Below are 15689 nucleotides of genomic sequence, written 5' to 3' on the forward strand. Positions count from 1 at the left end.
CGAAGATCATGACAAATAATCATCGTTTATATCCGTCAATAAATACTAATGAAGCCCACCTTGCCAATTGCGGACAAGCTGCAAGGTTTCCTTGATTGGGAGAGCGTACCGGATATGCCCGTCACGCCCTTCCATTGTTTGAGCAAAAAACATAGAGTTCCAGATGCTTTCTGCACTTGCTTCCACCACTGCTCTAAAAAAAGAATCTAAATCCCAGTCTGACAAGAAATTGTTTTGATGACTAACATTATTACTAACCATTAGGCAAAAATCTCCACTGCCTTGCATTGAGATTGCTCCGGTACGAGCCATTCCCAAACTTGCTCTGCCCGCTAATTGTTTTAATTGCCAGCGCGATAAGGGAGCATCAGTAATTCCTACGAGAATCAACGAACCAGGGACATAACCCAACGGTTGGTGGGATGATAATTTACCTACCGGAACCCCAGCTAAAAGAAAGTCCTCTAATACTCCAAAGTTTGCCAAGGCCAACATTCCCAGTACATAACTCCTGCCACTTTGATCTTGAACGAAACGTGAAGAACTACCGATTCCTCCTTTCATTTGAAAAGAAGACATACCAACCCCCGCTCCGACATTCCCCTGCTCAATCGGGCCCTTTGCAGCACGCTGAAGCGCAAGTATTGCATCCCATGATTTAACATGTCGCCCCCTGATGTCATTTAGGTAAGAATCGTCACATTCCATGACAACAATATTTGGGGTTCGTGCATTATTTCCGATCTCAGGATTTTGTTGTAACAAATATGTGACAACTCCATTTGCAACGTCATTTACGCTAAGAGTGTTCGTTAAGAGGATCGGAGAATTTAAGATCCCCGTCTCTTGAATATAGGGAACTCCAAGAGACTTTCCGTAGCCATTTATAACCGCTATCCCTGCGTTACATGGTTTACGATAAAGATTCTCAGGTCGAGGCAAAATTGCTGTTACCCCCGTTCTGACAGGACCCTTCCCGTGAGAAATTAAAGGTCCAACTCCCTGAATTAAGGATAAATGACCGACTCTCACTCCAGGTACATCTGTAATATCGTTATTTGCGCCGACTGTCATCTGACCCATCCATAGTCCTAAATCCCTTGGCGAACTTCTTTCTTGCATCAAAAACCCCTCCGTTGTAACTCTATGGGATACAACCGAGGGATATGAATAAAAACTTTAAGATTTATGGGTGAAATCTAAGATCCTTTCTGTCAGGCCTCCCACTTCTTTTCTGTAAGGCCATCTAAAAAGACTGATAGTGCATGGTTTAACTCTTCATACAAATCCCCAGTCCCAGAAACAAACCAACGAATAAAATGTTGAACCATCATTCCTTCAAGGCTTTCTGCTAAAAATGCAGGATCAAACTCACTGCTGATTTCGCCATTTTGTTGCCCAACCGTCAGAATAGCTAACAACCCATAGTGCAAGCTCATATCATAATCAGTACCTTCACGACTCCGAACTGTAACCCAGGCGATTTCACGATCCTTAATCATAAATTCTGCCCAATCTTGAAGCAGGGTACTTAATCGTTGCCGTGTACACAAACTGGGTTTTTTACGTCCCCTATCGGTAAGATCTTGCCAGGAACGCCTTGAAAACTCTTTAATAACGGCTTCTTTAGTAGGAAAATAATTATAGAACGTTCCTTTCCCAACGTCAGCCTGCTGGGTAATCTGTTCAACAGACGTGGCAGAAAACCCTTGCGAACGAAATAGTTGCATAGCATTAGAGAATATCTTTTCGCGAGTTTCTTTTTTCTTTCTCTCTCTACGGGACAACTCAGTCATCTTCCCCCCCCTTTGCATTGCAATGTCAGCCGATAATAAGCCTTTATCACTTATTCTACAACTTCCATTATTTTCCTTCTTTTCCGAAGGGGGTTGTCTTCTTTTTTTCCAGTCATTTCAAAGAACAGGTACTTAGATCTTTTTTCTCTCTGCGGACTCAGATCCCAGTTTCCATACCGTCAAGATCCTCCAGACTGCACGTTCCAATTGTTCCTGCGCTTTAGCAAAGGCTTCTTTTAAGGTTCCGGGACCTTCAGAAACACTAAAGCAACTTTGGATTCCTTGGACGAAGAAAACATCCGGCGGCCCCTCCACTGATCCCGAGATGACCAAAACAGGCACATTATGCTTTTTCGCCAAGGCTGCAACCCCTACTGGAACTTTACCGTACGCCGTCTGAAAATCAGTTCTTCCTTCACCCGTCAGTACCAAATCAGCGCACTTAATCTTTTCATCCGCGTTGGATACTTCTAAAACTATTTGTGACCCTGCTCTCAGTTGTGCTCCTAAAAAACCGACGGCACCTGCTCCCAATCCTCCTGCAGCTCCACCACCGGCCAGCTCTAACAGTTTTGTACCTGTAACAGCACTCAGACGTTCTCCTAAAGTATTTAAAGCGGCATCCAGTACCTTGACATCTTCAGGACTTGCACCTTTTTGCGGACCATAAACGGCGCTGGCACCCTCCGGACCACAAAGCGGATTTTGAACATCACAAGCTACCTCGATCTTCACCTTAGATAACTTTGGATTAATTTCTGACATATCTATACTGCTTAGAGAAGCAAGTGCCGCTCCTCCCGGAGGCAACTGCTTGCCTTGGGAGTCCAGCAACTTCACTCCTAACGCAACAGCAAGGCCTGCTCCTCCGTCATTAGTTGCACTCCCGCCTATACCGAGAAGAATCTTATTAACGCCACGTTCCAGTGCATCCCGAATGAGCAAACCTGTTCCATAGGTAGAGGTTATGCGAGGGCGTTTTTCCTCGTTCGATAAGAGAGTTAACCCTGAAGCTGCGGCCATCTCAATGATAGCGGTCAAACCATTGTCTATAAGACCGTAGGTTGCCTCTAGTGGGCGTCCAAGAGGATCAGTTGTATTAACCTTGACCTTTACTCCACAAACCGAACTAAGCATTGCTTCAACCGTGCCTTCTCCGCCATCTGCCATTGGGATCATCTCAACTATACTTTCTGGGTAGACCCGTTGTACCCCTTTTCGCATAGCTTGGGCAACGCCTAAGGCGTTCAGGCAACCCTTAAATGAGTCTGGTGCAATGACAATTCTCATTATTTTTTCACTCCTTAGATTGAGCGCGGCGCCCAATATACATACCAATATTAAGGAAAGCGACAAGACTGGTGAAATCTAAAAGGACCATTGTCCAACTTTCAATGGGAACCTCAGCAAGGTAAGCCATTAGATAAGATAAAAGGTTAAATACAAAGGCAGCCAGGTATGCAGAACCCAGATTCTCATATTTCCGACGATACCCTACCAAAAAACCAAGCGGATAAAAGATAGCAAAATTAAAAGCCAACTGATTAAGCGAGCCACCTGAAACAAAAAAATCTACCCAAAAAATGAAGAGTGAACCTAAGATAAGTTGATATCGCCAAAAAGCAAAATTCATTCGTACCCCCATAATTTTAAGAACTTGCGCTTTTGAAAACTCATTACTAGAATTGGGGAGAGAGTTACACTCTCTCCCCAATTCTAGAGATCTATTTCTGATAGCCGCAAGTCGCCAGTTTCTGATTTGAATATCGCTCATTACATTAGTCTCGATAAGAAACGGGGACTAGAGACGGCAACTCACTAAAAGCAACGATTATTAACTATAGTTAGGCGCTTCCTTGGTTATCGTTACATCGTGAGGATGACTTTCCCTTAGTCCTGCAGCTGTAATACGAATGAAGTTAGTTTGAGTCCGAAGGGCCTCAATGTTTGCGGTTCCGCAATACCCCATCCCTGCCCGCAGTCCTCCAATCATTTGATAGATTGTTTCAGATACCGGTCCTTTATATGGAACGCGACCTTCAATTCCCTCCGGAACAAGCTTCTGATCCTTTTCTTGAAAATAACGGTCTCGGCTTCCCTCTTTCATGGCACCTATTGATCCCATGCCCCGGTAAACTTTGAAACTTCGTCCCTGATAAATTTCTAAATCTCCAGGACTCTCTTCAGTGCCTGCAAAGAGACTTCCGATCATCACGATCCGAGCTCCAGCGGCCAGGGCTTTTACTATATCACCCGAGAATTTAATGCCACCATCTGCGATAACTGGAATACCATATTTCTCTGCCTCTTCAGCACAATCCATTACCGCTGTAATCTGAGGAACTCCGATTCCGGCAACTATTCGCGTAGTACAAATGGATCCGGGTCCGATTCCAACCTTGATTCCATCAGCACCCGCTTCAATCAGATCCCGTGTTGCGTCAGCTGTTGCTACATTACCAGCAATTAGCTGAGTCTCAGGAAAACGATCTTTTAAGACTCTAACCATTTCTAATACCCCTCTGGAATGTCCATGAGCGGTATCTAGTACAATAACATCAACACGAGCTTTAACCAACGCCTCAGCACGTTGTAATGTATCTGCAGTAACACCTACAGCTGCTCCTACTACTAATCGACCGCCTTCATCTCGAGCAGAATTCGGATATTGACGTGCTTTTTCAATATCCTTAATCGTGATAAGCCCCTTAAGCATACCGTCCGAATCAACAATAGGCAGCTTTTCAATCTTATGTTGTCCTAATATTTCTTGTGCATGTTCAAGGGTTGTCCCGACAGGAGCAGTTACTAAATTGGTCTTTGTCATAACCTCGGATATTAGTCGATTGAAGTTTTTCTCAAAGCGCAGGTCTCTGTTAGTCAATATTCCAACCAGTTTTCCCTCAACGGTAATCGGAACCCCTGAAATTCTATAACGTTCCATCAGCTTCAAGGCTTGCATAATGCTATCGGTTGGATTTAAAAAGATGGGATCCGTGATTACACCATGTTCAGAACGTTTAACTTTATCCACTTCTAAGGCTTGTTGTTTGATACTCATATTTTTATGAATAATCCCTATTCCGCCTTCCCGCGCGATTGAGATCGCCATTCGAGAATCAGTAACAGTGTCCATACCAGCGCTCATAAGGGGAATATTGAGTTTAATCTTCTTCGTTAAGTATGTGCTGACGTCGACATCTCGAGGAAGCACCTCAGATTTGGCCGGAACAATAAGAACATCATCAAAGGTAAGTGCCGCTTCATTGATAATACGATTGGACATGATTAGCTCCCTTCCCAATAGTTTTCTAATTAGTATAACAGAAATATAATAAAAATACATGTTTAATGACTATTTTTGTTCTATATTCATTCACCAGCAATTTCATCTCTCAAACTCTATAGATAAAAGGCATACACTTAGATAAAAGTGATGCCTCCCCATTTCTTCATGTTCGATTAATACTGGTTTTAGGTCCTTCTTGCCATCATCATTGCGGGATAAGAATCTCTTTCTGCTTGTAAAATAAGATTGGGATTATTATGATAGGAAAGAAGGAGGAGGCAAAAATGTTCTACCGAGTACACCAATTCATCCGCACTGTCTTTCCTCATCTTAATCAAACTGATATCGACTGGGCATTAGATCACTTGTCCCCTGATGCATCTAAACTTTTTCTTCGGCAATCAAAGCCAGAGCAACGACATGCGATTGATGTTGCTAAGAGTATCATTAAAGCAAATAACCCTATTGCTTTTCACGAATTTCAAGATTTAATGACCGCTGCTCTCCTTCATGATTGTGGGAAATCCGTCGCCTCTATCCGCCTCTGGCAAAGGGTTTATATAGTCTTGATGAATAAAATGCCCCAATTTTTATGGACTAACCTTAAAAGAGGCCCCTCTATCTTCTCAATCCCCCTGAAAGTATATGGGCGTCACGCCTTGTGGGGCGGATACTTAGCGAAAAAGGCAGGGCTAAATTCTGTTGTTTGTCTTTTAATCCGCGAGCACCATACTCCTACTACAGATTTAGGCCGCATCCTGGAAAAAGCGGATAATATGTCTTAATTTTAATAAGCATGAGTCACCAAGCGGCAAACTCATGCTTTTTGAGCGGATGATTCCATTTTATCTTGGAGTTCTACTATCTCCCTGTTTTTGGAAAATATCCATTTCGCGAAACGTTTATTATCTCGTTGCAAGCGCACATTTTCCTTTTCAAGGTGGCGAACTAAAGCCACCTTTTCACGTTCAACCTTCTCTAACAAATTCATAAGCACTCGTCGACTTACTCTTAAATGTTCAACACGCTGTTCTAATTCCCCGACACGATCCCTGAGTAACTTTATTTCGTCTATTGAATTCACATCTTACGCCCCCCCGGCATTATCTACAATAATAGTGTATGCCGGAAAAATGCATTTTAAACCTTAAGTAAAAAAAGACTCAGTTGTTTTCGCAGATACAGTACCTTAATTGAGTTTTGCTAACGCTTGAATCTGCTCTAAGACCCTAAGAGGTACTCCCCAACGTCCAAGCTCAACTCCGGGTTTACGTGCTTCCCCATGAAAATCTGATCCCCCGGTCATGAGTAACTTATACTGTTGAGCAATGGCTCTGTATCTGCTCACATCGTCCGACTTATGCTCAGAATGTAAAACTTCGATTCCTTGGAGACCGACTTCAACCCAGGCGGGAATTCCTTCATCTAATCGTTGTATCCCAGGGTGAGCAAGAACAGGAATACCGTGGGCTTGTCTTACTAACTCGATGCCTTCTACAGTGGTTAACTTATAACGCGGCACGTAAGCTGGTGCTCCCATCCCTATGTAACACTCAAACGCTTCTTTGATGTTTTTTACAAAACCTCGTTCTATCAGTACCTGGGCTATATGCGGACGACCGATAGACTCCCCTTTTGTCAATTTTCGGACTTCATCTGCACAAATGGATATTCCCTGTGTTGCCAAGCGTTTCAGGATTTCTATCATACGTTGCTCGCGAGCATCACGCAAACTCCTCAGCTTGTCATTCAAATAGCATGATGTATTATCAACCTCATATCCAAGGATATGAACTTCTTTCCCCTGCCAATCCGTATTAAGCTCTATTCCTCTAAGAACCTGTATTTTATAGTACGCTCCTGCTTCTTCAGCTTCTCTCCATCCTTGAACAGTATCATGATCTGTGATGCCTATGCCTTTTAAGCCTAAATCTGCAGCTAAGTGAATAAGTTCTCTGGGCGTCAATAATCCGTCAGATTCAGTTGTATGACAATGTAAATCGGCTTCGTACAAAATAGATGGTGAAGTCATATTATAACCCCATTTCTACGGTTAACTGTCCCCATCTATTTTAACACGTCCGAGAGTATTCGCATAAAGTTCTGACTCGAAATCTTATCAATCTCTTGATTTGAAAACCCAGCTTTCCTTAAATCGTCTATCAGAAAACGATAGTCTCCGACTTGCTCCAATCCCTCAGGCACTTCAGTAATTCCATCAAAATCCGACCCCAATCCAACCGTTTCTACCCCTGCAACTTCAGCAATATGGCAAATATGACGAACTACATCTTCTCGCGTTGCTATTCCTGTTTCCTTTAAAAATTGCGGATAGAAATTCACCCCGACGACGCTTTTGTGCGTTGCCAGAGCACGAAGTTGTTGATCTGATAAATTACGTGGATGATTGCATAACGCCTTAGCGCATGAGTGTGATGCTACAATAGGGTCCTTCGATAATTCTAGTACATGCCAGAAACCAGCCTCATTAAGATGAGAAACATCAATAAGCATTCCCAGTTCATTCATGCGCGAAACAACTTGTTTTCCTAAATTCGTCAATCTGCTTTGGGTATCTGCTTCATCAGCACCATCTGCCAATTCATTGCGTTGATTCCAAGTTAATCCTAAAGCCCTAACACCCAATTGATAAATTATATCCAGCATAAAGAGGTTTTGCCCTAGAATTTCCCCGCCCTCTACACTTAGCAAAATCCCTGTCCGCTCAGGGTCAGGAATTAGTGAGAGATCCTTCTTTCCTAGAATCGGAAAAAGCTGATCAGGATGACCCGCTACAAATCGGTTAGCTCCTTCTATTAGCTGCAGTCCCCGGGTTGTGGCCATAAATGGCTTATGCTCTGCCTCAATATAGGCGGCCAGAAACTGAAGACATACTCCTGACATTCTAGCTCGCGTGGTATCCCAATGCCCTCCTTCAGAAGGATCCAGCAATGTCCTTTCACCCTTGACAAAATCGATTAAACTGTCACAATGACCGTCAACAATATAGGGATTCATAAAACTGCCTCCTCAGATACATAAAGAGTAACATGCGCGAAGGGATCGTCGGTCATAAATGACCAAGTATTCCCACAGGCTTAGCTCAATAAAGGATGTTCAAGCATTAAAGTGCCGCCAAGGATAGCAAGGCACCCAGCCGAAAGCGCAGGGACTTTCCAGACAGTATAATAAACACCTGTCTGCTTATGACTAAGCAAACAGGTGAGTTATCATACATTTGCCCCTGAAACATCTTATCGGGACTGGACTATCAACTTAATGGCGGTTCTCTCTTCTCCCTCAATTATTACATCTGTAAATGCTGGAATACATATAAGATCGACTCCACTCGGAGCTACAAAACCGCGTGCAATTGCAACCGCCTTAACGGCTTGGTTTAAAGCACCAGCGCCAATAGCTTGCAGTTCGGCGCCGCCTTTTTCACGAAGTACCCCCGCAAGAGCTCCTGCAACCGCATTCGGGCTTGATTTTGCTGAGACTTTTAAAACTTCCATTAGACACATCCTCCTGCTCGAATTAATTTACAAGTATTACCACAACTTAGAATATATGTATTCGAGAGCAAGCAGACAAAATCCTCTATTGGGGATAAAGAATTTTCAGATTTCTATTAAAGAATAAAAGCTCCAACATATTTCGAGCCCATTTCACAATATATTCGCCCATCAAAATTAACCTTCAGCAAACATTTGAATTGTGTTAATTTTCCGCGTTCTTCCTGTATTCTCATCAATATCCAAGACCACAGCATTCAACTGTATCGGACCACTTGCCAATTCAAACTTCGCAGGCAGTTGAGTCAAAAAACGATTAATAATAATTTCCTTCTTTACTCCTAAAACAGAGTCCCTGGGTCCAGTCATACCTACATCAGTTATGTAAGCTGTACCTTGATGAAGTAAGCGTGCATCGGCAGTCTGAATATGAGTATGCGTACCCAAGACCGCACTAACTTTACCATCAAGGAACCAGCCCAAAGCGACCTTTTCCGAAGTTGCCTCGGCATGGAAATCCACAATAACTATCGGAGTTTCTTGTTTGATCTGATTGATCCAGCGTATTGCCCCACTAAAAGGGTCGTCTAGAGGTGGTAAGAATACTCGGCCTGAGAGATTTAGAATGCCGATTTTTTTACCCATAATACGTATGTAGCCATGTCCTTGCCCAGGTGCTCCCACAGGATAATTAGCTGGTCGAATAAGTCTGGGTTCACGATCAATGAAGTTCATAATTTCTCTTTGATCCCAAACATGATTACCCATGGTCAAAAATTGAATTCCATTGGTATAAAGCTCTTCAGCGATTTCCTTTGTTAAGCCTTTTCCAGCTGCTGCATTTTCACCATTGGCAATGGTTACATCAATTTGATGCTCAAGCTGTAGCGGTTTTAAAAATTTTTTAATTGCTTCCCTTCCAGGCTTGCCTACTATATCTCCAATAAATAGTATTCGCAAAAAAGTATTCTCCCTTCCCAGCGGCTAAACTGTATTTAGCCATATACATAGGATACCATTATTTCATCAAGATAATAACTGTGTTTTTATGAAGTTTTACGCTTAGAACTTTAGTATATAAAGGAAACTAGGACTTGAACACCAAGACCTTACCTTCTTCTCGCAACGCGACAACGTTTTTATTTATATCATTGCACTGAATCGACGACAACATCTGGGTTATCATTTCCTCTTGATAGATCTGTTCATCTTCAGGCAGATACATTTCATCATAGACCAACTGTTTTGTGAATTTTCTCTTTAAAAGTTCAACGATAAGTCCTACTTCACGTTGAGACATACTGTCAACATCTCGTGTAATCGTTATCACACAAACGCCTTCCTCGCTCCGGCTGGCGATATCAAAGACTTGCATCTTCATTCCCTCAAGTTGATGAAAGAATTCCAAAGCCGGTATTAGAAATTCGCGCAAAGATTTGACTTCTTGAGGTTGCGTAACCATGAACGTGAACTTTAGGGCATGTTGTTCCCGCCAATAATGAACTGATCCTACTTCGGTATATCTCATCAAGATTGAGGTTAGCAACCCAACTCCATCTTGTAAACGTCCTCCATCTTTATATTGCATATTACTTAACATCCTTGTTTTCAGCCCTCTCTTTTCGCTGTCTAACATTCTTAACTATTCGGCATCAGCTTGCAATTTCCTGCTCAAAAACGGCTTAAGTGAGCTGGTCATTTATGGGATAATACCCTGCATATAAAAATCAGGCGATCCACAGGATCGCCTAATTAAACATTTTACTATTAAATATTATTTCGCGAAGTCAACTGCTCGAGTCTCACGGATGACGACAACCTTGATTTGTCCAGGATATTCAAGTTCCTCTTCAATCCGCTTGCTAATCTCACGGGCAACGCGTGGAGCTAGCACATCATCAATTTTATCTGGTTTAACGATAATGCGAACTTCTCGTCCGGCTTGAATAGCAAAACACTTTTCAACCCCTTCAAAACTTTCAGCGATTTCCTCAAGTTTTTGTAAGCGCTTAATATACGTTTCAAGAGTTTCTCTGCGTGCTCCTGGCCGAGCCGCAGAAACTGCATCAGCAGCAGCGACAAGTACCGCAACAACGGTTTTTGGTTCAACATCGTTATGATGCGCTTCAATGGCATGAGTAACATCACTGGATTCCTTGTATTTTCTGGCCAAGTCGACTCCAATTTGTACGTGAGTCCCTTCCATATCATGATCGACAGCCTTGCCGATATCATGCAACAGACCAGCTCGTTTAGCAAGTTGAATATCAACACCCAACTCCGCAGCCATTAATCCTGCTAAATGAGATACTTCTGTCGAGTGCTTCAAGACATTCTGTCCATAACTTGTTCGAAATTTCAGTCTGCCAAGCAAACGAATTAATTCTGGGTGCAACCCATGCACACCAGTTTCAAAGGTTGCCTGTTCCCCTTCTTCCCGAATCTTTTGATCAACTTCCTTCTGAGCCTTTTCTACCATCTCTTCAATTCGGGCTGGGTGAATACGTCCATCTGCAATGAGTTTTTCAAGAGCAATTCGCGCAACCTCTCTGCGAATTGGATCAAAACCCGATAAAATTACGGCCTCAGGAGTATCATCAATGATAAGATCAATCCCTGTGAGGGTTTCTAAAGTACGGATATTACGTCCCTCGCGACCAATAATCCGTCCTTTCATTTCGTCACTCGGCAATGCTACAACAGATACCGTCGTTTCAGCAACATGGTCTGCCGCGCATCGCTGTATTGCTAAGGCAATAATATTCTTTGCCCGTTTCTCAGCTTCTTCTTTTGCACGAGTTTCAATTTCCTTAATTAGAATTGCCGATTCATAGCGAACGTCTTCTTCGACACGTTTAAGCAACAGTTGTTTAGCTTCTTCTGAGGTCATGCCCGACAAACGTTCAAGTTCTGCTTGTTCCTTGCCTACAATTTGATTTAACTCTTCTTTTAGCTGTTCTACTTCGTTTTCTTTACGGTGTAGGTTTTCCTCTTTACGTTCCAATGACTCAATTTTTCGGTCTAGACTCTCTTCTTTTTGGACTAAGCGTCGTTCAAGCCGTTGGAGTTCATTCCGTCGTTCTCGTGTTTCCTTTTCTACTTCATTGCGAATATGCATGACTTCTTCTTTAGCCGCAACGACAGATTCTCTTTTCTTGCTTTCAGCTGAAGAATGAGCATTCTCAACGATTCGTTTTGCTTCTTCTTCCGCGGATCCAATACTCTTTTCAGCTGTATTCTTACGAAAAACCCAGCCTGCTAAGACACCTAAACCTAATCCCACTAATACGGAGATCAACCCGGTAATAACTAGTCCCATCATACGTCTACACACCTCCTTTGTTTGAACTTTAACTTTATTATTTCTAAATAAAAAAAACTGGTTTCCAAAACCAGTCACTTTAAGCATAACCTTTAAAACAGGTGTCTTCTCCTGTTTCCTACAACTCTCGCTCGCTAGTCAAAAAAACCCATATTTTAGCTAACTACAACGAAATCTATAAGAAAACCTTTAAAGGTTAAATCTTAACAGAGACGGGTCTCTGTTAAGATTTTAATATCATTTGCAACCAATGTCAAGCTTGTCCTAAATGGATGAATTCTATACACTGAGCTATATCTCCACATCTTCACTCTGATTAATTTTAATCTGAGAAAGTACGTTTCTCACCATATCTGTGGGATACCCCCGCTGAATAAGCTTCCTGGCAATTTTTTGCTGAACCCATAATTCACGTGGAATCATTTTCTTTGTATTTTCAATAGCATTTTTATGTTCCCAACGCTTGCCCTCTTGTACCCACCAACGTTCAGCGAGAGTGAGGCATTGTTCAAACTCATCATTACTTGAATAGTTTTCTCCCAAGGCTTGTTCAATTAATTGGGGTACTAATCCTCGATTCTGCATATCTTGTTGAACCCTGCGCCGAGAGTAACGCTTTAGGCGACTTTTGGAATACATAAAAGCCAACTCTTCGTCGTTAAGATAACCCCATTCCAGCAGTTTTTCTAACACTGTGCTAATCTCTGAGCTTTCATAGCCTTTTTCCTTGAGGCGAGTCTCTAATTCACAATAGGTTAAAGCCCTCCGAGATAAACAATCCAGTGCAACATCCTTGGCGTTTCTGCGAGATTTAGAGCTCGTCAAATGTACCATCGTCCTCTGTTGCATCAGTGGTTACTATAGGGACCAAGTTAGCACGAATCTGTTGCTCGAGTTCGTTAGCCATCTCCGGATGTTGTTTAAGGTACTCTTTAACGTTCTCTCGCCCTTGCCCCAGCCGCTCTCCTTGATAGGAATACCAAGCCCCTGATTTTGCAATGACTTCCATTTCAGTGCCTATATCCACGATACTTCCCTCACGAGAAATACCTTCTCCGTACATGATATCAAAATCCGCTATTTTAAAGGGCGGGGCAACTTTGTTTTTGACGACTTTGACCCGGGTTTTGTTTCCGATTACATCTTGCCCTGATTTTATAGCTTCTTGGCGGCGTATATCCATCCGAATCGAGGCATAAAACTTAAGCGCTCGTCCACCTGTGGTAGTCTCTGGACTGCCAAACATAACTCCGATCTTTTCCCGAATTTGGTTAATAAAAATAACACAAGTATTACTCTTGCTAATGGATCCTGTCAACTTACGCAAAGCCTGAGACATTAGGCGAGCATGCAATCCAACATGATTGTCCCCCATTTCGCCTTCAATCTCGGCGCGAGGAACTAAGGCAGCTACAGAGTCAACCACTACCACGTCGACAGCAGCACTGCGCACAAGGGCCTCGCAGATTTCCAATCCTTGTTCACCTGTATCTGGTTGTGCAACAAGCAAGTCATCGATATTAACCCCTAATGCTTTTGCATACACTGGATCGAGGGCATGCTCCGCATCTATGAACGCAGCAGCTCCGCCCAGTTTTTGGGCTTCAGCAATGATATGAAGCGCTACCGTTGTCTTTCCTGAAGACTCTGGCCCGTAAATTTCGATGACCCGCCCGCGAGGTACCCCTCCAACTCCTAAGGCCAGATCTATTGCCAAGGAACCTGTCGGGATAACATCAATCATCATACCCGCCGAAGATTCACCAAGTTTCATGATCGAACCTTTACCGAACTGCTTTTCAATCTGAGCAAGCGCAATATCAAGTGCCTTTAACTTATTCGTTTCGGCCATTCTTTTATCCTCCTCATCTTGGTCATAACGATTAGCATTTTGTCTTTTAGCAAAACATCTGTTCGGTTTCTATTATAGATGCCCCCTTCAACACTTGTCAATTTGTTTATGAAACTGCCGACATTAAAACTGCTAATCTAATATTTTATTGAGTCAAAATCAAGATTATTGATAAATTAAAAAGGACTTATATTCAGAAATGACGTGCGAAAATATTGTTATTCCACACATCATTTCTATTGTCATTAGATTACCTTTTAAAAAGAGAACTTTAAAATTGAGTTAAACGTCAGAGTTTTCACGTGCCTTAGCTGGTTCGACACTCACCTTGCGCCCTTTTATCATTGTCTGATGCATGCAGCTCTGAACTCTGGAAGCATATTTATCAGGAATCTCTACAAAGGTGAACTTATCATAAATATTTATTATTCCAATACTGTTTCCAGAAATTCCGCTTTGATCTGCAATCCAACGAATAATATCCTGAGGACGAATTTGTTGAACTCTGCCAATATTAATAAAAAATCGCACCATGCCTGGTGTGGCTCCTGTTTTTCCAAAAAGCCGTTCATCAGGGTCTTTGCTATTGTCGATTTCGTCCACATTGGCTCCCTCGATAGCATATTTCAAGGCAGCAGCTGCCACATCCATGGAATCATATTCTTGGAGCAAGTCCCCAACAATCGCACGATAACTGCCCAAGCGATTACTTTGCATTAGTTTAATAAGTTGATTCTTAATATTTTCTGCTTGGCGCTCACTTATATCTGCCATTGAAGGAAGCTCTTGCCGACGAATTCTCGTTTTAATAAGATTCTCAATCAGGCGAAGTTGGCGGTATTCTTTTGGGGAAATTAGAGTTATAGCTTGCCCTTTACGGCCGACTCGCCCAGTTCGACCAATCCGATGCACATACGATACCGGATCTTGAGGGATATCAAAGTTAATAACATGGGTCACATTATTAATATCTAAGCCCCGTGCAGCAACATCTGTAGCTACCAATAATTCAGATTTCCCATCTCTGAACCGTTTCATGACACGGTCCCGTTGCTGTTGGCTTAAATCCCCATGCAAAGCATCTGCAAAATACCCTCGAGCTTCAAGCGACACCACCAATTCATCCACTCCACGCTTCGTGCGGCAGAAAATAATCCCTTGTCCGATATCCTCCATATCAATGATACGGCCTAAAGCATCAACTTTAATGCTTTCTCTCGTTTCATAGAAAACCTGATCAATTAAAGGAACGGTTAATTCATCCCGACTGACCGTGACAGAACGGGGGGCATTCATATAGGTCTGGGCCAATCTACGAATTCCTGGGGGCATCGTTGCCGAGAAGAGCAGAACTTGCCTTCCTTCAGCAGGGACCTCCCTTAGAAGACTCTCGATGTCCTCAATGAAGCCCATATCCAGCATTTCGTCAGCTTCATCCAGAACCACCATTTTCACATGTTGCAAACGAAGTGTTCCTCGATTTAAATGGTCTAACAACCGTCCAGGAGTTCCGACAACCACCTGATATCCCATTCTCAAGGCTCTAATCTGACGGTCAATAGGTTGCCCGCCATAAATCGGCAACGGTTTAACGTGCCTATACTTTCCAAGTTTTGCGATTTCCTCCGCAACCTGTATTGCCAGTTCTCGAGTAGGCGTGACAATAAGCGCTTGAACTGCTTGAAATTTTGAATTCACCTTTTCCGTAATAGGAATTCCAAAAGCAGCCGTTTTACCCGTTCCTGTCTGGGCCTGACCGATTAGGTCAACCCCATCAAGGGCAACGGGAATTGCTTCCTTTTGAATCGGAGAAGGCTCTTCAAACCCCATCTCTGACAGGGCTTGTAAAATGGGTTTACTTAACTGTATATCACCAAAGGTTTGTAAACGTTCAACCATCACCTAATTGTAATCT

16 protein-coding genes are annotated in these 15689 nt (G+C 42.7%); 1 reads left to right on the forward strand and 15 read right to left on the reverse strand.

Features of this window, described 5'->3' with window-relative positions; all coding sequences use genetic code 11:
• Positions 1–45: 45 nt before the first annotated feature.
• From LJE72_RS19595 to guaB, 5 genes are all read right to left on the reverse strand, one after another.
• Positions 46–1122, reverse strand: a complete 1077-nt coding sequence (locus tag LJE72_RS19595) for a DmpA family aminopeptidase (RefSeq protein WP_229249681.1) — start codon at positions 1120–1122, stop codon at positions 46–48.
• 92 nt (positions 1123–1214) lie between these two features.
• Entirely contained in the window at positions 1215–1796 is a 582-nt protein-coding gene (locus tag LJE72_RS19600) for a TetR/AcrR family transcriptional regulator (RefSeq protein WP_229249682.1), read from the reverse strand.
• 132 nt (positions 1797–1928) lie between these two features.
• Positions 1929–3086: a glycerate kinase family protein gene (locus tag LJE72_RS19605; protein ID WP_229249683.1), complete on the reverse strand. Its 1158-nt coding sequence runs from the start codon at positions 3084–3086 to the stop codon at positions 1929–1931.
• 7 nt (positions 3087–3093) lie between these two features.
• Complete coding sequence (locus LJE72_RS19610; RefSeq protein WP_229249684.1) at positions 3094–3429, reverse strand: hypothetical protein; 336 nt, start codon at positions 3427–3429, stop codon at positions 3094–3096.
• A gap of 201 nt (positions 3430–3630) precedes the next feature.
• Complete coding sequence (gene guaB / locus LJE72_RS19615) at positions 3631–5082, reverse strand: IMP dehydrogenase (protein WP_229249685.1); 1452 nt, start codon at positions 5080–5082, stop codon at positions 3631–3633.
• 287 nt (positions 5083–5369) lie between these two features.
• On the opposite strand from guaB, the gene LJE72_RS19620 reads away from it, so the two are divergent.
• Positions 5370–5870, forward strand: a complete 501-nt coding sequence (locus LJE72_RS19620) for an HD domain-containing protein (protein WP_229249686.1) — start codon at positions 5370–5372, stop codon at positions 5868–5870.
• Positions 5871–5902: 32 nt separating this feature from the next.
• Here LJE72_RS19620 and LJE72_RS19625 read toward each other — a convergent pair whose 3' ends face one another.
• The 10 genes from LJE72_RS19625 to LJE72_RS19670 all read right to left on the reverse strand — a co-directional run bounded on the left by LJE72_RS19625 (position 5903) and on the right by LJE72_RS19670 (position 15676).
• Complete coding sequence (locus LJE72_RS19625; RefSeq protein WP_229249687.1) at positions 5903–6169, reverse strand: translation initiation factor 2; 267 nt, start codon at positions 6167–6169, stop codon at positions 5903–5905.
• Between the two features lie 105 nt (positions 6170–6274).
• Complete coding sequence (locus tag LJE72_RS19630) at positions 6275–7117, reverse strand: PHP domain-containing protein (RefSeq protein ID WP_229249688.1); 843 nt, start codon at positions 7115–7117, stop codon at positions 6275–6277.
• Between the two features lie 35 nt (positions 7118–7152).
• Positions 7153–8103 carry a dipeptidase gene (locus LJE72_RS19635; RefSeq protein WP_229249689.1) on the reverse strand — a complete coding sequence of 317 codons (951 nt, stop codon included), beginning with the start codon at positions 8101–8103 and terminating at the stop codon, positions 7153–7155.
• A gap of 236 nt (positions 8104–8339) precedes the next feature.
• On the reverse strand, positions 8340–8600 hold the full coding sequence (locus tag LJE72_RS19640) for a stage V sporulation protein S (protein WP_073029369.1): 261 nt from the start codon (positions 8598–8600) through the stop codon (positions 8340–8342).
• A gap of 177 nt (positions 8601–8777) precedes the next feature.
• Entirely contained in the window at positions 8778–9560 is a 783-nt protein-coding gene (locus tag LJE72_RS19645; RefSeq protein WP_229249690.1) for a TIGR00282 family metallophosphoesterase, read from the reverse strand.
• 127 nt (positions 9561–9687) lie between these two features.
• Positions 9688–10188, reverse strand: a complete 501-nt coding sequence (locus LJE72_RS19650; RefSeq protein WP_229249691.1) for a hypothetical protein — start codon at positions 10186–10188, stop codon at positions 9688–9690.
• A 186-nt stretch (positions 10189–10374) separates the two neighbouring features.
• Entirely contained in the window at positions 10375–11922 is a 1548-nt protein-coding gene (rny, locus tag LJE72_RS19655; protein ID WP_229249692.1) for a ribonuclease Y, read from the reverse strand.
• A gap of 291 nt (positions 11923–12213) precedes the next feature.
• The gene (locus LJE72_RS19660; RefSeq protein WP_229249693.1) at positions 12214–12756 is read right to left on the reverse strand and encodes a regulatory protein RecX; all 543 of its coding nucleotides are present in this window, start codon (positions 12754–12756) and stop codon (positions 12214–12216) included.
• Positions 12734–13774, reverse strand: coding sequence for a recombinase RecA (gene recA, locus LJE72_RS19665; RefSeq protein ID WP_229249694.1), 1041 nt, complete (start codon positions 13772–13774; stop codon positions 12734–12736). Before recA ends, LJE72_RS19660 begins: the two co-directional genes overlap by 23 nt.
• A gap of 282 nt (positions 13775–14056) precedes the next feature.
• Positions 14057–15676, reverse strand: coding sequence for a DEAD/DEAH box helicase (locus LJE72_RS19670; protein WP_229249695.1), 1620 nt, complete (start codon positions 15674–15676; stop codon positions 14057–14059).
• Between the last annotated feature and the right edge of the window lie 13 nt (positions 15677–15689).

It is taken from the genome of Desulfosporosinus shakirovi (assembly GCF_020595055.1).
In the GTDB taxonomy this organism is placed as follows: Bacteria; Bacillota; Desulfitobacteriia; order Desulfitobacteriales; family Desulfitobacteriaceae; genus Desulfosporosinus; species Desulfosporosinus shakirovi.